Source organism: Clostridium sp. AM34-9AC (assembly GCF_003480225.1).
In the GTDB taxonomy this organism is placed as follows: Bacteria; Bacillota; Clostridia; order Lachnospirales; family Lachnospiraceae; genus Acetatifactor; species Acetatifactor acetigignens.
This window is the reverse complement of record NZ_QUIU01000001.1, coordinates 31269-54307: the sequence shown is the minus strand read 5'-3', so window position 1 is coordinate 54307 and position 23039 is coordinate 31269. Positions and strand designations below refer to the sequence as shown.

At 48.2% G+C, this 23039-nt stretch carries 21 protein-coding genes and 1 other RNA gene; 20 read left to right on the top strand and 2 right to left on the bottom strand.

The window, feature by feature from the left end; translation table 11 throughout:
- The first annotated feature begins 122 nt into the window (after positions 1–122).
- From rsxC to DW835_RS00160, 7 genes are read left to right on the top strand one after another with little or no spacing between them, the layout of a single operon-like run.
- Positions 123–1442 carry an electron transport complex subunit RsxC gene (rsxC, locus tag DW835_RS00190; protein WP_117568667.1) on the top strand — a complete coding sequence of 440 codons (1320 nt, stop codon included), beginning with the start codon at positions 123–125 and terminating at the stop codon, positions 1440–1442.
- A 12-nt stretch (positions 1443–1454) separates the two neighbouring features.
- Positions 1455–2396: an RnfABCDGE type electron transport complex subunit D gene (locus tag DW835_RS00185; protein WP_022311884.1), complete on the top strand. Its 942-nt coding sequence runs from the start codon at positions 1455–1457 to the stop codon at positions 2394–2396.
- On the top strand, positions 2386–3012 hold the full coding sequence (locus DW835_RS00180) for an RnfABCDGE type electron transport complex subunit G (RefSeq protein ID WP_347559342.1): 627 nt from the start codon (positions 2386–2388) through the stop codon (positions 3010–3012). The genes DW835_RS00185 and DW835_RS00180 overlap by 11 nt, the downstream gene beginning before the upstream one ends.
- The gene (locus tag DW835_RS00175) at positions 3005–3802 is read left to right on the top strand and encodes an electron transport complex subunit RsxE (RefSeq protein ID WP_022311882.1); all 798 of its coding nucleotides are present in this window, start codon (positions 3005–3007) and stop codon (positions 3800–3802) included. Before DW835_RS00180 ends, DW835_RS00175 begins: the two co-directional genes overlap by 8 nt.
- On the top strand, positions 3803–4387 hold the full coding sequence (locus DW835_RS00170) for an RnfABCDGE type electron transport complex subunit A (protein ID WP_022153243.1): 585 nt from the start codon (positions 3803–3805) through the stop codon (positions 4385–4387). It abuts the gene before it with no gap.
- Between the two features lie 15 nt (positions 4388–4402).
- Positions 4403–5200, top strand: a complete 798-nt coding sequence (locus DW835_RS00165) for an RnfABCDGE type electron transport complex subunit B (protein WP_117568669.1) — start codon at positions 4403–4405, stop codon at positions 5198–5200.
- A gap of 24 nt (positions 5201–5224) precedes the next feature.
- Positions 5225–6346, top strand: coding sequence for a glycoside hydrolase family 25 protein (locus DW835_RS00160; RefSeq protein WP_117464968.1), 1122 nt, complete (start codon positions 5225–5227; stop codon positions 6344–6346).
- Here DW835_RS00160 and DW835_RS00155 read toward each other — a convergent pair.
- Complete coding sequence (locus DW835_RS00155; protein ID WP_118668338.1) at positions 6324–7160, bottom strand: hypothetical protein; 837 nt, start codon at positions 7158–7160, stop codon at positions 6324–6326. The two genes, DW835_RS00160 and DW835_RS00155, sit on opposite strands and share 23 nt — an antisense overlap.
- Before the next feature lie 110 nt (positions 7161–7270).
- On the opposite strand from DW835_RS00155, the gene DW835_RS00150 reads away from it, so the two are divergent.
- From DW835_RS00150 to DW835_RS00095, 12 genes are all read left to right on the top strand, one after another.
- Positions 7271–7912 (top strand): cell wall hydrolase, encoded by a 642-nt coding sequence (locus DW835_RS00150; RefSeq protein ID WP_182430183.1) that lies wholly within the window; start codon positions 7271–7273, stop codon positions 7910–7912.
- 108 nt (positions 7913–8020) lie between these two features.
- A complete protein-coding gene (gene thrC, locus DW835_RS00145; protein ID WP_117464971.1) occupies positions 8021–9508 on the top strand; it encodes a threonine synthase in 1488 nt (495 codons plus the stop codon).
- A 172-nt stretch (positions 9509–9680) separates the two neighbouring features.
- Positions 9681–10346 (top strand): deoxyribose-phosphate aldolase, encoded by a 666-nt coding sequence (deoC, locus tag DW835_RS00140; RefSeq protein WP_117464972.1) that lies wholly within the window; start codon positions 9681–9683, stop codon positions 10344–10346.
- A 27-nt stretch (positions 10347–10373) separates the two neighbouring features.
- Positions 10374–12173: an aminopeptidase P family protein gene (locus tag DW835_RS00135; RefSeq protein ID WP_117464973.1), complete on the top strand. Its 1800-nt coding sequence runs from the start codon at positions 10374–10376 to the stop codon at positions 12171–12173.
- 128 nt (positions 12174–12301) lie between these two features.
- The gene (pckA, locus tag DW835_RS00130) at positions 12302–13906 is read left to right on the top strand and encodes a phosphoenolpyruvate carboxykinase (ATP) (RefSeq protein ID WP_022311925.1); all 1605 of its coding nucleotides are present in this window, start codon (positions 12302–12304) and stop codon (positions 13904–13906) included.
- Between the two features lie 119 nt (positions 13907–14025).
- A non-coding RNA gene (gene ssrS, locus DW835_RS00125) (6S RNA) lies at positions 14026–14220 on the top strand.
- A 77-nt stretch (positions 14221–14297) separates the two neighbouring features.
- Entirely contained in the window at positions 14298–16277 is a 1980-nt protein-coding gene (locus tag DW835_RS00120) for a SpoIID/LytB domain-containing protein (RefSeq protein WP_118668339.1), read from the top strand.
- Positions 16262–17227 (top strand): YihY/virulence factor BrkB family protein, encoded by a 966-nt coding sequence (locus DW835_RS00115; protein ID WP_022311927.1) that lies wholly within the window; start codon positions 16262–16264, stop codon positions 17225–17227. Before DW835_RS00120 ends, DW835_RS00115 begins: the two co-directional genes overlap by 16 nt.
- Positions 17228–17335: 108 nt before the next feature.
- Positions 17336–18754 (top strand): aminopeptidase, encoded by a 1419-nt coding sequence (locus tag DW835_RS00110; RefSeq protein WP_117464976.1) that lies wholly within the window; start codon positions 17336–17338, stop codon positions 18752–18754.
- Positions 18755–18771: 17 nt separating this feature from the next.
- Complete coding sequence (queA, locus tag DW835_RS00105; RefSeq protein ID WP_118668357.1) at positions 18772–19815, top strand: tRNA preQ1(34) S-adenosylmethionine ribosyltransferase-isomerase QueA; 1044 nt, start codon at positions 18772–18774, stop codon at positions 19813–19815.
- On the top strand, positions 19815–20153 hold the full coding sequence (locus DW835_RS00100; RefSeq protein ID WP_117464977.1) for a PilZ domain-containing protein: 339 nt from the start codon (positions 19815–19817) through the stop codon (positions 20151–20153). The genes queA and DW835_RS00100 overlap by 1 nt, the downstream gene beginning before the upstream one ends.
- On the top strand, positions 20140–20664 hold the full coding sequence (locus DW835_RS00095; RefSeq protein WP_182430181.1) for a VanZ family protein: 525 nt from the start codon (positions 20140–20142) through the stop codon (positions 20662–20664). The genes DW835_RS00100 and DW835_RS00095 overlap by 14 nt, the downstream gene beginning before the upstream one ends.
- 43 nt (positions 20665–20707) lie before the next feature.
- Here the strand turns inward: DW835_RS00095 and DW835_RS00090 are convergent, their stop codons facing one another.
- Positions 20708–21808, bottom strand: a complete 1101-nt coding sequence (locus DW835_RS00090; RefSeq protein ID WP_118668341.1) for a prephenate dehydrogenase — start codon at positions 21806–21808, stop codon at positions 20708–20710.
- A gap of 199 nt (positions 21809–22007) precedes the next feature.
- Between DW835_RS00090 and DW835_RS00085 the strand changes: the two genes are divergently transcribed.
- Complete coding sequence (locus tag DW835_RS00085) at positions 22008–22853, top strand: formate/nitrite transporter family protein (RefSeq protein WP_118668342.1); 846 nt, start codon at positions 22008–22010, stop codon at positions 22851–22853.
- The last annotated feature ends 186 nt before the right edge of the window (positions 22854–23039 follow it).

Below are 23039 nucleotides of genomic sequence, written 5' to 3'. Positions count from 1 at the left end.
CCATAATTTTAGAATTTGCAGTAGCATTTTGTTGATAAAAGTTGATAAAAATTGATAAAAATAGTACAATTATCATAATGTAATTTGCAATACAAGTAACTATTTAGAAAGGATGTTAGGAAATGGCAAAGTTGACATTTGTAGGCGGAATACATCCCTATGATGGAAAAGATCTGTCCAAGGACAAACCGATCCAGGATGTCCTGCCCAAAGGGGAAATGGTCTATCCGTTGTCCCAGCACATCGGCGCTCCGGCGAAGCCCATCGTGGCAAAAGGAGACCGGGTACTGGCGGGACAAAAGATAGCAGAAAGTGGTGGCTTCGTGTCGGCACCCATCTATGCATCTGTGTCGGGTACGGTGAAAACCATTGAGACGAGACGTGTGGTAACAGGAGATCTGATACAGAGTATCGTGATCGACAATGACGGTCTGTATGAGAGCGAAGAATTTCATCCTTATGCACCGGTGGACAAACTGCAGAAGGAAGAGATCATCGACATTGTGAAGGAAGCCGGTATCGTAGGTATGGGTGGTGCCGGATTTCCTACGCATGTCAAGCTGTCTCCCAAGGATCCTGACAAAATTGAATATGTAATTGCTAACTGTGCGGAATGTGAGCCTTATCTGACTTCCGATTACCGCAGAATGATGGAAGAGCCGGACAAGCTGATCGGTGGTCTGAAGATCATGCTGAAGCTGTTTGACAATGCCCACGGTATTCTGGCCGTGGAGGACAATAAGCCGGATTGTATCTCTCTGTTAAAACAGATGACTAAGAACGATCCTCAGATCACGGTGAAGGCACTGAAGACCAAGTATCCTCAGGGCGCGGAGCGTCAGCTGATCTATGCCACAACGGGACGGAAGATCAATTCCTCCATGTTGCCTGCGGACGTAGGTTGTATTGTAGATAACGTAGATACTGTGGTTGCCATTTACAGAGCGGTGACGGAAGGACGCCCTCTGATGGAACGTATCATCACTGTTACCGGAGATGCTGTGGCCAATCCCCGGAATTTTCGTGTACCTATCGGTATGAGTTATCAGGAACTGTTGGATATAGCCGGTGGATTTAAGCAGGAGCCGGAGAAGATCATCTGCGGAGGTCCCATGATGGGATTCGGTATGTTCCAGCTGGATGTACCTACCACAAAGACCTCTACCGCATTACTGGCACTGACCCAGGACGATGTATCCGCTATGGAGCCCAGTCCCTGCATCAACTGCGGACGTTGCGTGGAAGCATGTCCCGGACGTATTGTTCCCAGCCTTTTGGCAACCTATGCGGAGCATTTTGATGAAGAGGCTTTCGTGGAACATAACGGTATGGAATGCTGTGAATGCGGCTGCTGTAGTTTTGTATGCCCGGCAAAGCGTCCTCTGACGCAGGAGATCAAATCCATGCGTAAGATCCAGCTTGCCAAGAAGAAAAAGAAGTAGGAGGGAAGAACAGTGAGCGGACTTTTAAAAGTATCTTCAAATCCTCATATCCGGTCAAAAGTAACGACCAGCAGCATTATGACAGCCGTGGTGATCGCACTGCTGCCGGCTGCCGGTTTCGGAATCTATAACTTTGGCCCCAGAGCACTGGCAGTCATGGCTGTGACCATTGCCAGTACAGTATTGACGGAGTTATTATTCGGCTGGCTCTGGAAGAAAAAAATCACGATTTCCGATATGTCAGCAGTGGTAACGGGACTGCTGCTGGCGCTGAATCTGCCGGTGAGCATTCCGCTGTGGATGGCGGCATTGGGCGGTGTGTTTGCCATCCTTGTGGTAAAAATGCTGTTCGGTGGTCTGGGTCAGAACTTTATGAACCCGGCACTGGCAGCCAGATGCTTTCTGCTGATCTCTTTCCCGTCCCAGATGACGAATTTTGCCTGTGATGCCTATACCGGGGCTACACCGCTGGCAGCACTGAAGGCAGGAGAGAGTGTCAATGTCATGAACATGATCGTAGGTAAGACCGCCGGTACCATCGGCGAGACTTCCGTGATCGCACTGCTGATCGGTGCCTGTTTCCTGATCCTGATCGGTGTGATCGACCTTCGGATCCCCGGTACATATATTGTGACCGTGATCCTGTTTGCGGGAATCTTCGGCGGACACGGCTTTGATCCTGCCTATCTGTCTGCACAGTTAGCAGGCGGCGGCCTGATCCTGGGTGCCTTTTTCATGGCAACGGATTATGTCACCAGACCGATTACCATCAAGGGACAGTATGTATACGGTGCGGTACTGGGACTTCTTACCGGAATCTTCCGTATCTTCGGACCGGGAGCAGAGGGAGTGTCCTATGCCATCATTTTAGGTAACCTTCTGGTACCTCTGATCGAAAAATTCACCATGCCGGTGGCTTTTGGCAGAAAGGCAGGTGCGAAACGTGAAAAATAAGAATGATATTCAGGCAATGTTAAAAGAAGCGGGCATTTTGTTCGCAATTACTCTGATTGCCGGACTTTTGCTTGGCTTTGTCTATGAACTGACCAAGGAGCCCATCCGTCAGCAGGAGGAAAAAGCGGTGCAGGAAGCCTGTCAGGCGGTCTTTGCGGATGCGGAGCATTTTGAAGAACTGGATGCTTATACACCTTCTGCGGATACGGCGCAGAAGCTGGCAGATACCGGAATCACCATCGGTACCGTCTATGAAGCGCAGGATGCCTCCGGAACGCAGTTGGGCTATGTGATCCAGACCACAACCTCCGAAGGCTATGGCGGAAATATTGTGCTGTATGTGGGAATCCGTCTGGATGGTACGGTCAATGATATTTCTATTTTAAGTATTTCCGAGACTCCCGGACTGGGCATGAAAGCGGAAGATGTGCTGGTGCCGCAGTTCCACAACAAGAACGTGAAGAGCTTTGCCTACACCAAGACCGGATCCACTTCTGACAGTGAGATCGATGCCATCAGCGGTGCGACCATCACCACGAAAGCAGTGACTAACGCTGTCAACGGAAGCCTTCTGGCATTTAATGATTATGTACAGGGAGGTGCTGGCAATGAATAAAGCAGGTGAAAGACTTTATAACGGTATCATCAAGGAAAATCCTACATTTGTACTGATGCTGGGAATGTGTCCGACTCTGGCGGTGACCACATCGGCCATGAACGGACTTGGCATGGGCCTGACCACGGCAGTGGTACTTACCATGAGTAACCTGATCATTTCGCTGCTTAGGAAAGTGATCCCCAGCCGGGTGAGAATCCCTGCATTTATCGTGATTATTGCATCCTTTGTAACTGCGGTACAGCTGCTGTTGCAGGCGTATCTGCCGTCACTGAACGATGCTCTGGGTGTGTATATTCCTCTGATCGTTGTAAACTGTATCATTCTGGGAAGAGCAGAGAGCTATGCGTATTCCCATCCGCCCATTCCTTCCCTGTTCGATGGACTTGGCATGGGACTTGGTTTCTCTCTGGCACTGACTTGTATCGGTGCAGTACGTGAGATCCTGGCGGCCGGATCCATCTTCGGATTTCGGATCATGCCGGATTCCTATGTGACGATCAATATTTTCGGACTGGCTCCCGGTGCGTTCTTCGTACTGGCTGCACTGACCGCTTTGCAGAACTATATCAAGAATAAGAGAAAGCTAGCTGGCAAGGATTACGAGAAGATCCAGTCCGGCTGCGGACATGACTGTCTGCACTGTGGCGAGAGTGGCTGCTCGGAGCGGTTTTATGACAATACCAATACCACGGAAGAGGCTGTGAAGGATGCGGCAAAAGCGGCAGCAAAACCTCAGACGGCAGAGGATGATCTGGAGACCATCGATTTAGATAAGGAGGACAAATAAATGGATAGTGTAAAAGATATGCTTCTGTTACTGATCAGTTCCTCCATCGTCAGCAATATCGTATTAAGCCAGTTCATGGGACTGTGCCCCTTCTTAGGCGTGTCCCGCAAGATCAAGACGGCGGGCGGCATGGGAACGGCGGTTATCTTCGTTATTACGCTGGCCAGTGCGGTAGCGGGTGTGATCTACAAATTTATCTTACAGCCGTTACACATTGAGTATCTGGAGACGATAGTGTTCATTCTCGTCATTGCTGCACTGGTACAGTTCGTGGAAATGTTCCTGAAAAAGGCAATGCCTTCCCTGTATCAGGCACTGGGCGTCTATCTGCCTCTGATTACCACCAACTGCGCGGTGCTGGGTGTAGCCATTACCAACGTGCAGAAGGAATACGGTATTCTGACCGGTATCGTAAATGGCTTTGCCACAGCGCTTGGCTTTACCATTGCCATCGTGATCCTGGCAGGACTGCGTGAGAAGATGGAATACAATGAAGTGCCGGAATCTTTCAAGGGAATGCCCATGGTACTGCTGACAGCAGGACTGATGGCCATTGCTTTCTGCGGATTCTCCGGTCTGATCTAGGAAGGAGTAACATAGATGAGTATAACAGGAATTCTGATTGCTGCGGCTTGTGTCGGAATCGTCGGCATCTTTGTGGGACTGTTCCTTGGCGTGGCCGGCATTAAATTCAAAGTAGAAGTAGATGAGAAGGAAGAGGCGGTGTTAGCTGCCCTTCCCGGAAATAACTGTGGTGGCTGCGGCTTCGCCGGATGTTCCGGTCTGGCAGCTGCCATTGCAAAGGGAGAGGCTGCGGTGAACACCTGTCCCGTAGGCGGAGAGGAAGTCGGCAAAAAAATCGCCGCCATCATGGGTGTAGAAGCAGAGGCTTCCGAGCGCAAGGTAGCTTATGTGCATTGTCAGGGTGACTGCGAGCGGACCACAACGGATTATGATTATTATGGCATCAAGGACTGTCGTATGATGAGCTTTGTGCCCGGAGGCGGGCCGAAATCCTGCAACAGTGGCTGCCTGGGATTCGGAACCTGTGCACAGGTCTGTCCCTTCGATGCCATTCATGTAGAGAACGGTGTGGCTGTAGTAGATAAGGAAAAATGTAAGGCCTGCGGAAAGTGCGTGGAGGTCTGCCCCAAGCATCTGATCAGCTTACGGCCTTATTCCAATACGGTACAGGTAGCCTGCAGTTCTACGGACAAGGGCCCTGTTACCATGAAGGCCTGCAAGACCGGCTGTGTGGGCTGCGGTATCTGCGTAAAGAATTGCCAGCACGATGCTGTGAAGGTCGAGAATTTCCATGCAATCATTGATCCGGAGAAATGTGTGGGCTGTGGTGCCTGCATGGAGAAATGCCCGAAGAAATGTATCGTAAAAGCATAAAGAAAGTACAAGAGGAGAAAAGATATGCGTCTTCCGGACGATTATGAAGATCACGGAGGAGGGCTGACACCTACGGTGATCAGTGCCATCGTTGCTGTTACAATTTTCGTGGCAGTGATCCTTACGGTGGTGCTGATCATGAACAGACAGCCCACTTCCCACCAACAGAACAATACGGCTGCACAGACGGAGAATGTACAACAGGCAGAAAATAATCAGACAGACAAATATCCGGACACGCAGGACCTGATCACCGGAAGCACATTGACTCCTTCGGATCTGGATTTCTGGGACATGTACCCGGAGACTACGGCAACACCATTGCCGTCTGCGGAGCCTTCCCAAAAGGATAACAAAAAGGAAACAGCGGAAGCGGATCCCTCCACCGATGGAAAACATACCCTGGTGACCAACCGGGACGGCAAGGAAGAATGGGTGCTGATCAGCCCGTACCTTCCCAAGCACGAATATGATTTCACCAAACTGGTGTGCCAGTCCGACCTGATGAAATATTATCAGGACGGCAAACTGACTTCCTATGTCGGGGTGGATATTTCCAAATATCAGGATTATGTGGATTTTTTGAAACTGAAAAAAGCCGGAGTGGATTTTGTGATGTTGCGGGTAGGTGCCAGAGGCTATGGCAGCGGACAGATCGTATTGGATGATTATTTCGTAGACAATATCAAGAGAGCCACAGATGCTGGATTACAGATCGGGGTGTATTTTACCTCACAGGCCATCACGGAAGAAGAGGCGGTGGAGGAATCCAATATCGTTCTGGAGAATATCAAAGACTACAAGATCACCTATCCGGTGGCTTTTGATATGAGTTTTGTGGACAATGATACGACGAGAATCGAGACTGTCAGTCGTGCTGACAAGACGAAGATCACCAAGGCTTTCCTGGATACCATAGAGGCAGCCGGATATAAGCCCCTGCTTTACGGAGACAAGGAGTGGCTGATCAAAGAAATTGACCTGTCAAAATTATCGGCATATGACGTATGGCTTTCCCAGATGGAAGACGTGCCGGATTATCCTTATCGTTTTACCATGTGGCAATATGCCAATGATGTCACCATCGACGGCATTGCAGGCTATGCCAATATGAATATCAGTTTTATTGATTATTCGGAGAAATAGGCTCATAATTCAGGATTCCCGGTGCAATGTCGAGCGTAGAATAGATCTCGGCATAACGGCGGGGAGTGATGGCTTCCACATAGTTGGGGGTAAAATTACTGGTGACTCCTTTGCTATGCAAAATATCGATGGCCTTGTTATAGGCAATGGCTGCTTCGATATCAGTAGCGTAGCGCCCCACAATATAATTACCACGGATATGAATGCGGACAGTATAAACGTACTGTCCGTTTTTTGCTGCCGTTTTCCGGACACCGTGATAGATGTTGTGGATCTGCAGATTTTCCCTGCGGAAGTCCGTAGGATCTCCGTTGACAAAACAATAATCCACGCCGAGAACTCCGTAGCTTTTGATGCCATAGCGTGAGGTCAGTGTCTGCTGCATTCCGTAGTCGGCCACAAAATAATGATTTCCCCGGCACATGATCTTATGGGAAGAATAATAGAACAGGTCTTCCATGTCGAATTTTAAGACATGGTGGGGGGACAAATAATAATAGAAGAGCTGCTGCCCCAGATAGATCGGATTGCCGATGTATAGTCCGTTGTCCCGCAGATTGATCAGACTGACCCATTTTTCGAAGGACAAAGGGGACACCTTCTCGTAGGACTGCAGTGTCAGGGAAGGATCGGACAGCAGGAGAAGCCCCTGTTCGTAGGCCCGATGGGCCTGTAAGGCATCGGAGAAACTGCCCAGACTGATATGCTTGCCGTTTTTGGTCAGAGAAGCACGGTAATAGACAGTTCCGTCTTTTTTCCCGGCCCGGAAGACTCCTTTATATAATTGTTCTTTTTCAATGTTTTGCTCACTCATATTTCTATAGTAACATTTTTCTCCGGAGAACAACAGATATATTTTTCGGACGAGCTGCATAAAATGAAGTTAGAGCCAAAATGAGAATTGGGGAAAGGAACAAAGCCTGTATGTATAAAAGAGCATTAAGCGGACTACTTGTAATAAATCTGATATTTCTGATCGGTGTTTTAAGTCTCTGCCGCATGGAAGAAATCTGTAGGAAATTGCAGCAGACGGTGTCGGAGGTACATATGGAAGAAAGCCTGCTGGCGGACAAGGAAAGCATCATGATGGGGATTGCTTCCCGGACTTCTTCCGGACAGAGAGTAGTGGATTGCAGTGAATTACAGCGGGAGAGTAAGTACCAGCTGGAACAGGCGGATCTGGAAGTGCTGCTTCGGATCGTGGAAGCGGAAGCCGGGTGCGAAGACGAGGATGGGAAGCTGTTGGTGGCCAATGTGATCCTGAACCGTCTGAATTCCGAAAAATTTCCGGACAGCATTACGGAGATCGTATTCCAGCGGGAAAACGGGGTGTCACAGTTTTCTCCCATTGCCGACGGCAGTTATTACAAAGTAAGTGTCAGTGAAGAGACGGTAGAAGCTGTCGGACGGGCTCTGGCGGGCGAGGACATTTCCAGGGGAGCATTGTATTTTGCCGCCAGAAAATATGCCGACAGTGAAAGTATGCGCTGGTTTGATGAAAAATTGACGCTATTATTCCGACATGGCGGACATGAATTTTTTTCGGATAAAAAAGCGCTTCAATGATTCACCTTGCAACAGTGTTTAAAGTATGCTATACTTTTCGAAAATATAGATGGAGATGCTAGGGAGATATTCCAGCATACATTCATACATAGACACGGAGGAGAGGAAATGGAAGTAATTTATCGCAGCACACGCAGCAACAGCGAACCGGTAACCGCATCCCAGGCAATTCTGAAGGGATTATCCGATGACGGAGGACTGTTTGTACCGGATCATATTCCTGCATTGGACAAGAGTCTTTCAGAACTGGCTGGAATGAGTTATCAGCAGGTAGCTTATGAAGTTATGAAATTATTCCTGACAGACTTTACCGAGGAAGAACTGAAAAATTGTATCAACAACGCTTATGATTCCAAGTTTGATACGGAGAAGATCGCTCCTCTGGTACAGGCGGATGATGCTTATTATCTGGAATTGTTCCATGGTTCTACCATTGCGTTCAAGGATATGGCACTTTCCATTTTACCTCACCTGATGATCACTTCCGCCCGTAAGAATAATATCAAGAATGAGATCGTGATCCTGACTGCTACTTCCGGTGATACCGGTAAGGCAGCTCTGGCAGGCTTTGCCGATGTCAAGGGTACCCGGATCATCGTATTTTACCCGAAGAACGGTGTCAGCCCGATTCAGGAGAAGCAGATGGTGACCCAGAAGGGTGCCAATACTTTTGTGGTAGGCATTCACGGTAATTTCGATGATGCCCAGACCGGTGTGAAGAAGATTTTCTCCGACAAGGAACTGGCAAAAGAAATGGATGAGAAGGGCTTCCAGTTTTCCTCTGCGAACTCCATTAACATTGGACGTCTGGTACCTCAGATTTGTTATTATGTTTATGCGTATGCACAATTATTAAAAGATGGTAAGATCACAGAGGGTGAGAAGATCAATGTTGTGGTTCCCACCGGCAACTTCGGTAATATTCTGGCTGCATTTTATGCGAAGAATATGGGACTGCCCATCGATAAGCTGATCTGTGCTTCCAATGACAATAAGGTATTGTATGATTTCTTCCGCACCGGCACCTATGACCGCAACAGAGAATTCGTACTGACCACTTCACCGTCCATGGATATTCTGATCTCCAGCAATCTGGAGCGTCTGATCTACCGTATTGCAGGCAATGATGCAGACAAGAACCGTGAGCTGATGAGCGCTCTGTCCGGCAACGGCAAATACGAGATCACCGAAGAGATGAAGGCACAGCTGGCTGACTTCTACGGCAACTTTGCAAGCGAAGCGGAGACCGCCGCAGAGATCCGCCGTCTGTATGAAAAATGCGGTTATGTCATCGATACCCATACCGCAGTAGCTTCCGCAGTGTACGGCAAGTATGTGGTTGAGACCGGAGATCACAAGACCACCGTGATCGCTTCCACCGCAAGCCCCTTCAAGTTCACCAGAAGCGTTATGGATGCCATTGACATCAAGTATGATGCCATGGGTGACTTTGAACTGGTGGATGAACTGTCTAAGATCGCCAAGGTGAAAGTACCCAATGCCATCGAAGAAATCCGTACCGCACCGGTGCTGCACGATACCCAGTGTGACGTGGACAAGATGAAAGACACGGTGAAGAGTTTTCTTGGAATGTAGTTAAGAATTAAATATTAGTGAGATACCGCCCAAGTCACGTCAACGGCTTTCTGGGCGGTATTGTTTTTGTGTAAAAACTTTATCCTTTATCTTGCGGGGGTTCTTTGCTATAATAGGTAAGGTTAGCAGACTGTAACAATAATATGAAAATAGATACCGGAAGGAGAACAACATGACTGCAAAAGAAATGCTTGGAAAAGTGGATCATACCCAGTTGAAAGCCTTTGCTACCTGGGAGGACATCCAGAAATTATGCGATGAGGCGATTCAGTATCATACCGCCAGCGTATGTGTGCCCCCTTGCTATATCAAGAGAATCCATGACACTTACGGAGACAAAATCAATATCTGTACCGTAGTAGGATTCCCCTTAGGATACAGTGTGACGGAAGCCAAGGTGGCCGAGGTGCGTAAGGCACTGGAGGATGGTTGCAACGAGATCGATATGGTAGTGAATATCAGCGATGTGAAGAACGGGTTGCTTGACAAGGTGGAGGAAGAGATCCGTACACTGAAGAAAGAGTGCGGACATCATATCCTCAAGGTGATCATTGAGACCTGTTATCTGACCGAGGAAGAGAAGATCGCCATGTGTAAGGCAGTGACCAATGCCGGAGCGGACTTTATCAAGACTTCCACCGGCTTCGGAACCGGCGGCGCCACAAAGGAGGATGTGGAACTGTTCAAGAAATACATTGGCCCTAACGTAAAGATCAAAGCGGCAGGCGGCGTATCCAGCATGGAAGATCTGGAAATGTTCTTAGGACTTGGCTGTGAAAGAATCGGTACTTCCAGAGCTGTAGGACTCTGCAAGGGTGAACTTACGGAAGGGTATTGATTAACTGATATATAGAATGGAGATAACATGGAAAACAAAGTGATTCAGGACAGACTTGCACTTCTTCGGAAGAAGATGCAGGAAGAGGGCATTGATTTCTATATGATGCCCACAGCGGATTTTCATAATTCCGAATATGTAAACGATTATTTTAAAGTAAGAGAATATTTCTGCAATTTTACCGGTTCCAACGGCACACTGGTAGTCTGGAAAGACGGCGCGGGACTGTGGACTGACGGCAGATATTTCATCCAGGCAGAAGCAGAATTGGAGGGAACGACCGTAGAACTGTTCCGTATGTTACAGGAGGGAGTTCCCACCATCGAGGAATTCCTGGAGCAGAACATGCAGCAGGGACAGACTTTAGGATTTGATGGCAGAGTTATCGCTGCCATGGACGGCAAAAAATACGAAAAGGTACTGGAAAAGAAGCAGATCCGCATCGCTTATGAGAAGGATCTGGCAGAGAGCATCTGGACAGACAGACCGGATTTTCCTGCCGGAAAAGTAACTGTACTGGATGAGAAAATCGCCGGTAAGAGCGTAGAGGAAAAACTGACAGAGACCAGAGAAAAGATGGCGAAGGACGGTGCCAATGCACTGCTTCTGACCAAACTGGATGATCTGATGTGGCTCTTCAATATCCGCGGTTGTGATGTGGAATGCAATCCGGTAGCAATGTCCTATGCCTATATTACAGAAGAGTCCGCAACTCTGTTTATCCAGCAGAAAGCACTGGATGCACAGGTGACGGAATACCTAGCAGCTCATCGTATCGAGGTAAAGGAATACGACACCGTCGTAGATTTCCTGAAGGCACTCCCTGCGGGCAATGCGATCCTCGTGGACAACAGATATTGCAGCTATACTTTATACAAGACATTGCAGAAGAATCAGAAGTTAGTAGAGGGCAAGAACCCCACCGAACTGTTAAAGGCCATTAAGAATCCGGTAGAGCTTGCGAGAATGCAGGAGATCTTTTTAAAGGACAGCGTGGCCGTAACGAAATTTATCTACTGGTTGAAGACCCATGTGGGCAAAGAGAAGATCACTGAGGTGACCGCAGCGGACTATCTGGAACAGAAGAGAAGAGAGATCCCGGAATTCTTAGATCTGTCCTTCCCGACCATCGCAGGTTACAAGTCCAATGCAGCCATGATGCATTACGAAGCAACCCCGGACAACTGTGCGACTCTGGAGCCGGAAGGAATGCTTCTGGTAGATTCCGGCGGACAGTATCTGGGAGGTACCACCGATGTGACCAGAACCATCGTTTTAGGTCCCATTTCCGAAGAAATCAAAAAGCATTACACCATGGTAGCAGCGGCAGTGATGCAGCTGACCCATGCCCACTGGCTCTACGGCTGTACCGGACGTAATCTGGACATTCTGGCAAGACAGCCTATCTGGGATATGGACATTGATTACCAGTGCGGTACCGGACACGGCGTAGGTTATATTCTGAATGTGCACGAAGGTCCCCAGAACATGCGCTGGAGATTCACCGGAGGTATGGTGGAGGCAGTGTTTGAGGATGGTATGGATATCACCAATGAGCCCGGCATCTATATTCAGGGCAGCCACGGTATCCGCATCGAGAATGTTATGGTGGCGAAAAATGATGTGAAGAACGAGTATGGTCAGTTCATGCATTTCGAGACCCTGACATGGGTACCCATCGACAGAGAAGCCATTGATGAAAAGTATCTGAACGATACCCAGAAAAAGTATCTGCACGAGTATCAGAAGACTGTATACGAGAAGATTTCTCCCTATCTGAATGAGGAAGAAAAAGAGTGGCTGGCCAAGGAAACCAGGGTAAAGTAAAGAGAATATAAAATCAGTATAAAATTTTTAGCGGTTTCTTGACTTTTTTACTGGGGTTTGAGATAATACAGACAATGTGGCAGAAGATAAAGACACACATAAATTTAAAGGAAAGAGGTTAATGTAAGATGGCAGAGATCAATTTAAGCAAGTACGGCATCACCGGAACCACAGAAATCGTTCACAATCCTTCTTATGAAGAATTATTCAAAGAAGAGATGAAGCCTGAACTGAAAGGCTACGAGAAAGGTCAGGAGACCGAACTCGGTGCGGTAAATGTTATGACCGGTATATATACAGGACGTTCTCCCAAAGATAAGTTCATCGTTGAAGATGAAAACTCCAAGAACACTGTATGGTGGACTTCCGATGAGTACAAGAACGACAACCATCGTATGTCTCAGGAAACATGGGCTGCTGTAAAGGATATCGCTAAGAAGGAACTGTCCAACAAGAGACTGTTCGTTGTAGATGCATTCTGCGGTGCTAATAAGGACACCCGCATGGCTATCCGTTTCATCGTTGAGGTAGCTTGGCAGGCTCATTTCGTAACCAACATGTTCATCAAACCCACCGAGGAAGAGCTGAAGAACTTCGAGCCCGATTTCGTAGTTTACAACGCATCCAAGGCTAAGGTTGAGAATTACAAGGAGCTGGGTCTGAACTCCGAGACTTGTGTAGCATTTAATATCACCAGCCGCGAGCAGGTTATTGTTAACACATGGTACGGCGGAGAGATGAAGAAGGGTATGTTCTCCATGATGAACTACTACCTGCCTCTGAAGGGCATTGCTTCCATGCACTGCTCCGCAAACACCGATATGAACGGTGAGAACACCGCAATCTTCTTCGGTCTGTCCGGAACCGGTAAGACCACTCTGTCTACCGATCCTAAGCGTCTGCTGATCGGTGATGACGAGCACGGCTGGGATGACAACGGCGTATTCAACTTCGAAGGTGGATGCTACGCTAAGGTTATCAACCTGGACAAGGATTCCGAGCCCGACATCTACAACGCAATCAAGAGAGATGCTCTGCTTGAGAACGTAACCGTTGATGCTGACGGCAAGATTGATTTCAACGATAAGAGCGTTACCGAGAATACTCGTGTATCTTATCCTATCAACCATATTAAGAATATCGTACGTCCTATTTCTTCCGCACCCGCAGCTAAGAACGTAATCTTCCTGTCTGCTGATGCATTCGGTGTACTGCCTCCTGTATCTATTCTGACTCCGGAGCAGACCCAGTACTACTTCCTGTCCGGTTTCACAGCTAAGTTAGCTGGTACCGAGCGTGGTATTACCGAGCCTACCCCTACCTTCTCTGCTTGCTTCGGTCAGGCATTCCTGGAGCTGCATCCTACCAAGTATGCAGAAGAGCTGGTTAAGAAGATGGAGAAGAACGGTGCTAAGGCATACCTTGTAAATACCGGATGGAACGGAACCGGCAAGCGTATCTCCATTAAGGATACCCGTGGTATCATCGATGCTATTCTGGATGGCGCTATCAAGACCGCTCCTACCAAGAAGATCCCTTACTTCGATTTCGAAGTTCCTACCGAGTTAACTGGTGTTGACACCGGTATTCTGGATCCCAGAGATACCTACGCTGATCCTTCCCAGTGGGAAGAGAAGGCAAAGGATCTGGCTCAGAGATTCATCAAGAACTTCGCTAAATACGAAGGAAATGATGCAGGTAAGGCTCTTGTTGCTGCTGGTCCTCAGCTGTAATCTTACTTTACAGACAAATGCAAATATGGAAGGCTGTCTCTTCGGAGACAGCCTTTTTGCAGATAATAATATTGGTAAAAATTTCAGTTGTAAAATGGATCTCAACTCGCTATAATATACTTAACCTGAGATGTACGATAACTCTTACCAGTTTTGAACCTACATTTACTTTAAACGGGATTCCTATATTGCCAAGTGGCTGTCAAGCCCTCACTCCGCAAGGAGGATTGGAAGGGAAGGCAAAAGGTTGGTTGCGGTTACCCACCTAGCATTGCTAGGAGTCAAAAGGTAAGAGGCGGCATTTTGGGGATAACAATACAAAAGAGAGAGCAGTCCTTTGGGACTGCTCTTTTAAAGTCATAAAACAGATTCTGAATAGGCGGGAAATGATTTGAAGAAAAACAGACTGCTTGAGAATTATTATAAACTTTCCAGAGAACAGAGAATACAGTGGAAGAAATACCTGTGTGTGTTAGGTACGGCATTTCTTCTTTTTTTACTTCTGATAAATTTGTTACATAGCTGCGGTCGGGAGGAGCCGGGGGCACCGGAGACAGAAGAGGCCCTGCCTCAGCATATTCCAGTAGTACGGGAATTGAAAAACGTCTGGATCATGGAGGCGGAAGCTGGGCAGATCACTTTATTCTGTGACGGAGTAAGAGAGACCTATGATCTGGATACAGAGGCGAATGAGGCAGGCAGGCTGCCGACAGCGGACCAGATGCGGGAACAGCTGGCAGATGTGGAACTTACGGATGACCTCGTGAGTGCCGTTATCCTGAAAACAGAGAAGTTCACAGGCCGGGTGCTGTCGGCAGATGAAAGCGGTATCGAGATCGAGGGCAGGGGCCGGATCCCGTTGGCTGAGGATTACAAAGGGTATCGCCTGTACCGGGAGCTTACCATGTGTACCACTGAAGATCTGCGATTCGGCTATATGGATGCGGACTTTATTCGTGAAAATGACGAGATCTGCGGTATCCTGCTGGCCAGAGAAGATAACATGGACAAAATCCGGGTATTGATCAAAACTTCGGATTTTTCGGATGTTTTGCACCAGACGGTGACACTGACGGCGGAAAGTGATTTTCTACTACAGTACGGAACCGGTGAGGAAATGCAGGAAGAATTGTTTTCCAGGGGAGACGAGGTGACCATTGACACGGACAGCGATTATTTCGTGGGAGAACGGATCCGTATAGTACCGACAGTGCTGACCGGCCGGGTACGGCTGATCAATGTGAATCGAAGTCAGGGAACACCTTCTTACAGAGGGCATATAGAGCTGCTGCGGACCGCAGACGGAATTGCAGTGGTAAATGAGCTTCCGCTGGAAGAATATCTCTACAGTGTAGTGCCAAGTGAGATGCCGGCATCCTACCCGCTGGAAGCCCTGAAAGCACAGGCTATCTGTGCCAGAACCTATGCCTACGGACATATGCTGCGGGCGGGCTATCCCCGGTACGGCGCCCATGTGGACGACAGCACTTCCTATCAGGTCTACAATAATATCACAGAAGCTGACAGTGCTACCACGGCGGTGAAGGAGACCTACGGACAGATGATCCTGACAGATGAAGGAACGGTGGCGAACACTTATTATTACTCTACCTCCTGTGGCGTGGGAACTACGGCAAATGTATGGAAGACAGCGGAGGCGGAGGCACTTGATTATCTGAAGAGCAGCCGGCTGAATCCGGAGAGCCTGATGCAGACGGACGGTGGGGTAATCGCGGCAGACACCAATGAGGTAAACGGAGATGCAGGTCCAGAGGATCTGAGGGAAGAAGAGGCTTTCCGGGATTTTATCACGGAGACACATGCGGAAGATTATGAAGCGCAGGAAGGCTGGTACCGTTGGACATATACGGTAAAAGAGATTGATGTGGATCGGATAGTGGAGACGCTGAAGAAACGTTATGAAGCCAATGGAAAGTTAATATTGACCCTGAAGGACGATGACTATGTCAGTCAAAATATAAAAGCTTTTTCAAAAGTAAACGATATCTCCGTTGTAAAACGTGGCCCCGGTGGTGTGGCAGACGAAATGGTCATTGTCACGGACAAAGGAACCTTTAAGGTGATCTCGGAATATAATATCAGAGCAGTACTTTGTGACGGGGTTACGAAGGTGGTAAGGCAGGATGGTAGTGAGGTGGCCATGCCGAATCTCCTTCCCAGTGCATTTTTTGTGATTGAACCTAGCCATGATAAGAAAAATGTGGTAGGATATAACATTATCGGCGGTGGATTCGGCCATGGCGTGGGAATGAGCCAGAACGGTGCCAAAAATATGGCACTACAGGGGCTTGGCGCGGAACAGATCCTTAACTTTTTCTATGAAGGATGCGAGATATGCTCAGGACAATAATCAGCATCTGGCGTGATTTTTCCAGCCAGATGAAAAAACAGAATATCAGCGCTTATGCATCGAGTACAGCCTTTTTCCTGTTTTTGTCGGTGATTCCGATGCTGATGGTAGTCTGTGCGGTGATTCCTTATACCCCGGTGACGGAGCAGAATCTGGTCACGGCGCTGACGGATGTGACGCCGGATATTGCAGATGCCATGGTGGAGAGTCTGGTCGTTGATGTGTATGAGAGTTCTGTGGGAATTCTGCCGGTGGCTCTGATCGCTATGGTCTGGTCGGCGGCGAAGGGTGTCATGGCACTGATGCGGGGATTAAATGCGGTCAATGGTGTGGACGAGAAGCGTAATTACTTCGTGATCCGTTTTATTGCAAGCTTTTATACGTTGATCATGCTTGTAGTGTTGATTTTGTCACTGTTTTTCATGGTATTTGGTAATCAGCTGGTGGATATTGCATTACATAGGATTCCGCAGCTGCAGATGTTTGTGAGTCTCCTGATGAATTTCCGCTTTCTGTTCGTATGGGCGGTGCTGATTCTTTTGTTTGGCCTGATTTATACATATATCCCGGACACAAAGCTGAAATTCACGGAACAGGTTCCGGGAGCCTGCTTTGCTGCGGTAGTATGGAGTATATTTTCCTGGGGATTTTCCATGTATGTGTCCTATGGAAATGGGTATAGTATTTACGGAAGTCTGACCATTATTGTGATCATTATGTTGTGGATGTATTTCTGCATGTATATCATTCTGATCGGTGCTTATCTGAACCGTTATTTCCGTCCGGTGAACCGGGTACTGGTGAATCATGCCAGCAGTAAGAGCGAACTGGCAAGAGAGAACCGTAGACGCATCCGGGAGATCAAGAAGATCCAGCGCAGAAAAAAACATTATACGGAGATCGACAGGGATCCTAAGGGGCAGGATGAAAATCTGACAGACAGGAATTGAACTGCGGACGCAAATGTAGTACACTGATACGGAGAGGGCGAGGAACCTCTCCTGTTATGATTATAGTAAAAGAGTATCCGGAAGACGGATGCGGAAATGAGGATAAATATGGAAAAGAAAAACACCTGGGAGACCTATTCTTCCAAACAGTTAAAAGAGTTGGAGAAAATAAACGCACAGTATCGTGATTTCTTAGACAACGGTAAGACCGAGAGAGAGTGCATTGACACCATTGTCAATACTATTGAGAAGTCCGGTTACCGTGAACTGGAGAGTCTGATCAAAGAGGGCGCTGCTCTTAAAACCGGAGATAAGGTATACAGCGTATGGATGAACAAATCCATCGCCATGTTCCAGATCGGACGTAAGCCCATGACAGATGGTATGAACATCCTCGGAGCCCATATCGACAGCCCCAGACTGGATGTAAAGCAGAATCCCCTGTATGAGGATGGTGGATTCGCTTATCTGGACACCCATTATTACGGTGGCGTGAAGAAGTACCAGTGGGTGACCATTCCACTGGCAATCCACGGAGTCATCGTGAAAAAGGACGGCACCTGTGTAGAAATCAATATCGGTGAGAACGAGGATGATCCTGTATTCTTCGTATCCGATCTGTTGATCCATCTGGCACAGGAGCAGCTGGAGAAAAAGGCAGCAAAGGTTATCGAGGGTGAAGCTCTGGATATCATCGTAGGCAACAAGCCTCTGCTGATCGATAAGAAAGATAAGAAGAAGGACGAGAAAGAAGCCGGAAAAGAAGCAGTAAAGGCAGGTGTTCTGGATATTCTGAAAGAGACCTACGATATTCATGAAGAGGATTTCGTTTCCGCAGAGCTGGAGATCGTTCCTGCAGGAAAAGCAAGAGAAGCAGGCTTTGACCGCAGCATGACACTGGCTTACGGTCAGGATGACAGGGTCTGTGCTTACACTTCCATGCAGGCAATGCTGGACAGCGATGTGACCGACCGTACCATGTGCTGTATCCTGGTGGATAAGGAAGAAATCGGCTCCGTAGGTGCTACCGGCATGCAGTCTCATTTCTTTGAAAATGCCGTGGCAGAGGTGATGAATCTGGCAGGCGAATACAGCGAACTGAACGTGAGAAGATGCCTGGCACATAGCTGTATGCTGTCTTCCGATGTCAGCAGTGCTTTTGATCCTACCTATGCGTCCAGCTTCGATAAAAAGAACGTGGCATACTTAGGCGGCGGTATGGTCATCAACAAATTCACCGGAGCCAGAGGCAAGTCCGGTTCTAACGATGCCAATGCGGAGTATCTGGCACATTTGCGCCATATCTTCGACAAAGCAGAGGTGAACTTCCAGACTGCAGAGCTTGGTAAGGTCGATTTGGGCGGCGGTGGAACCATCGCATATATTCTGGCACTGTATGGCATGAATGTCATCGACAGTGGTGTGGCAGTGCTGAACATGCATGCACCCTGGGAAGCTACCAGCAAGGCCGATGTATATGAGGCATATCGCGGATATAAAGCATTTGTGGAAGGAGCGAGCCTGTAATGGCAGAGACGACCGAACTGAAAAAATCCGATTTTTACTTTGATCTTCCCCAGGAGCTGATCGCACAGGACCCGCTTGAGGATCGTTCTTCCTCCAGACTGCTGGTACTGGATAAAAATACGGGAGAGATCTCTCATCACATTTTTCGGGATATTATCGACTATCTGCATCCCGGAGACTGTCTGGTGTTAAACAACACCAAGGTGATTCCAGCGAGACTTTTGGGAGAACGGGAAGGTACCGGCGGACATGTGGAAGTCCTTCTATTAAAACGAAAAGAAGCGGATGTCTGGGAGACTCTGGTAAAGCCCGGCAGGAAATGCAAGCCCGGTCAGCGCCTGACCTTCGGGGATGGACTATTAAAGGCAGAAGTCCTGGAGACTGTGGAAGAAGGTAATCGTCTGATACGTTTTGAATATGAGGGTATTTTTGAAGAAGTGCTGGACAAGCTGGGAGAGATGCCCCTGCCTCCTTACATAACCCATAAGCTGAAGGATAAGAATCGTTATCAGACCGTTTATGCCAAATATGAAGGCTCCGCAGCAGCACCTACGGCGGGATTGCATTTTACGCAGGAATTGTTGCAGCAGATTGCGGACAAAGGCATTAAGATCGCTTATGTGACATTGCATGTGGGACTGGGAACTTTCCGGCCGGTAAAGGAAGAGAACGTACTGGAGCATCATATGCATTCTGAGTACTATCAGGTGACAGAGGAAGCTGCGAACACCATCAATGAGACGAAGAAAAATGGAGGGCGTGTGATTTGCGTGGGTACCACCAGTTGCCGTACCGTGGAGAGCGCAGCGGACGAGCAGGGCATGGTACAGCCCGGCTGTGACAATACCGAGATATTCATTTATCCCGGATATCGTTTCAAGGTGCTGGATGCACTGATCACGAATTTCCATCTGCCGGAGTCCACACTGGTAATGTTGGTATCGGCACTTGCGGGAAGAGAACATATCCTGCACGCCTACGAAGAAGCAATCCGTGAAAGATACAGATTTTTCAGCTTTGGAGACGCCATGTTCATCGCCGACTTAAAAGGAGGAAAATAATGGAAGAAAGAAGACGAAGCAAGCGTACAGAAATGAGTTCCACCCTGATGGTAAAGCGCCTGGACCAGGGAGACATGCAGGAAGTCAGCATAGACATCGTAGATGTATCTCCCAACGGAGTGGGCTTTTTGTGCAAGGAAGTGTTAAGTATCGGTGCGGTGTATGAATCGAAACTGAGGATTTGGACGCATGAAGTGCTGCATGCGTTCTTACAGATCGTCAGGATCGAAATGAAGGGAGATTCTTATACGTACGGGGCTGTCTTCATCGGAATGTCGGAGAGTGATGCGGCAAGAATCCGCGTATACCAGACGATTAATGACGATGAAAAACAATAAGAAAAAAATAGCAGTCAGTGTTGTGGCTGCTATTTTACTTGTACTGTTATATCTGTTGATTTTCGCTTTTTCTGGTCAGGACGGTGAAAAATCCGGCTCACTGAGTTCTATGATCTCGGAAAAATGTGCGGAGCTTCTGAATGCTATTTCCGGGAAACACTGGACACAGAATGTGATCGACAGTATGGCAGCTTATTTTGAACATCCAATCCGTAAACTGGCTCATTTTTCTGAGTATGCCTGCATGGGAGTGCTGCTGTACGGTGTGTGGAGACCCTGGAAGAAGAGGAACCGGAAACTGTATCTGCTGATCGTACTCTGGGTGTTTGTCTCCGCCGGAGCGGACGAGTTCCATCAGTTATTTGTCCCAGGACGCTATGGGTGTTTTGCGGATGTGGTGCTGGATACCTGTGGCGGTGCGTTTGGACTGCTCGTATGTGGCTGTGTGGAGAAAATAGTGCGGCGAAGGAAACAGAAGCGGAAAGATAAGGAAAAAGAGATCACTTTGTAGGTGATCTCTTTTTGTGTAGTGCGATGAGCCAGATACAGGGTTTCTACTTCCTGTTGTGCAGACTGTAGCCCTTTTCGCAAAGGATCTTTGTGGATCTCTCGATGGCTTCTTCCTGATAGAATTCAATGCGCAGAACGCCGCCTTCGTACTCTCGGTTATGGACGATGCCGATGTTTTTGATACTGATATTTTTCAGGGCAAGAATCGTAGCCACGGCGGCAATCTCACCGGGTTCGTCGGCAATGTCAATGGTGATTGCATAAGAAGATTTTAACGGGCCGCTGGCAGTGTTGATGAAGGAATCCCGGTAGATTCTGGCACTGTCGAACAGTTCATACAGGTCATCACCGCTTTTGGCATTTAATTCCTGCTGGATCCCCTGCAGGGAAGCAATGTAGGAGGACAACAGTGTCGAGATATTTTCTGTATTGGTCAGGCAGATCTGCTGCCATACCGTAGCGGAAGAAGAGGCAATTCTGGTAATGTCCTTGAAACCTCCGGCAGCGATCATCTTCATCAGTCCGTCCGCAGAATCCTTGTCCCGCACCAGATTTACCAGAGATGCGGCAATGATATGGGGGAGATGACTGACAGCTGCAGTAACGTAATCATGCTGTGCCGGCTCCAGAATCATAGGGATGGCACCCAGCTGCTGTACAAGATTTTTATAATCCGTGACTTTGTTTTCCGGAACGGAATCCGTGGGCGTGAGAATGTAATAGGCATTCTCCAAAAGAACGGCCTTGGAATTGATAAAGCCTATACGGTCACTTCCGGCCATGGGATGACCGCCGATAAACTGTCCTTCCAGACCGGCTTTTTTGATCTCTGTATGAATCTCACTTTTGACACTTCCCACATCAGTGAGCAGGGTCTTTGGTGAGAGAATTTCTTTTACAGCTGAGAGGTTCTCGTCATTTTTCTGTACCGGAGCACAGAGGAAAAGATAATCGCAGTCGGAGAAGGAGGCATCGATCCTTGTGGTGATCACGTTGGCAACACCACACTGGGCAGCCTCCCGCAGGGTATCTGCATTGATATCGTATGCAATGATCTGAGACTGAGGGAGATTCTGACGGATCGCCCGGGCGATGGAACCGCCGATCAGACCCAGACCGATAAAACCAAATGTAAGAGTACTCATGTAGATTTCCTCGATTCTGTTGTTTGCTGCAAATAAATAGTATGACAAAGTCGGAAGATGTCCGTTTGTCCTTTAAACACTATAGCAAATTAACGTGCGAAAATCAAGAGAAGGAAATATTCTTTTCGGATTTGCTTGCAAGAGTTTTGGAAATATGGCAAGATGGAACTGTTCAAAAAGGATAAGGAGGAATTTGGTTATGCATTCACCTTTGGAAATTGCAAGAAATTATATAGAAGTCGGGATCCACAAGGTAAATCTGTCGATCTTTAAGACGATTCTGTTGGGATTTTTTGCCGGTATGTTCATCGGTTTTGCAGGAATTGCTTCGACTACGGCATCCAGCACCATCGGCATCGCATCGGTGGCGAAGCTGGTAGGCGCTGCGGTATTCCCAGCGGGTATGGCTATGGTACTGGTAGCGGGCAGCGAGCTATTCACCGGCAACAATCTGATCATACTGGCAGTGCTGGAGAAGAAAGTCACGGTATGGAAGATGCTGAAAAACTGGCTGTTTGTTTACCTCGGCAACTTCCTCGGTGCGGCTTTTGTGGCAGTACTGGTAGTGGTGGGACGGACACCGGATCTTTTCGGAGAGCAGCTGGCACAGGCCATTGTTAATGCCGCGGCATCCCGGACGAATTTAAGTGTGGGTGAGGCTTTCGTAAGAGGTATCCTGTGTAATATTCTGGTGTGCATCGCGGTATGGATGTCCTTTGCTGCGAAGCGGGTCTCCGGCAAGCTTCTGACCAGTTACTGGCCCGTGATGCTATTTGTATTATGCGGCTTCGAGCACAGTATCGCAGATATGTATTTCGGTGTATGTGGTCTTCTGACAGCGCAGGTCTACGGCATTGCAGCAGAGAGCCTGACCTGGTTCAATTTCCTCGTAAAAGCCCTGCTGCCTATTACCCTTGGCAACATCGTTGGTGGTGCAGGGATCGTAGGATGTGGCTACTGGCTGGCATACCTCCACAGAACCCCGTACTCTGCAGATACTACAGTTGCCGAGCAGGAAGAGATTGATATTGCGGAAGAGTACTAAATTGAAAGTTAGTGAAATAATCCCGTAGCCCTTGGCAGGGTATAAGAAACGCGGCACGCTCGTACTTTAGTACGATGCGCTCCTGTCGCAGAGCGTAGCGGTACATAAGCGGTCACAATACGACCGCAATGCGTCCCTTGGGAAGCTATGGTACCGATGTCTGCTTACGGCACTGCTTATTCTTAT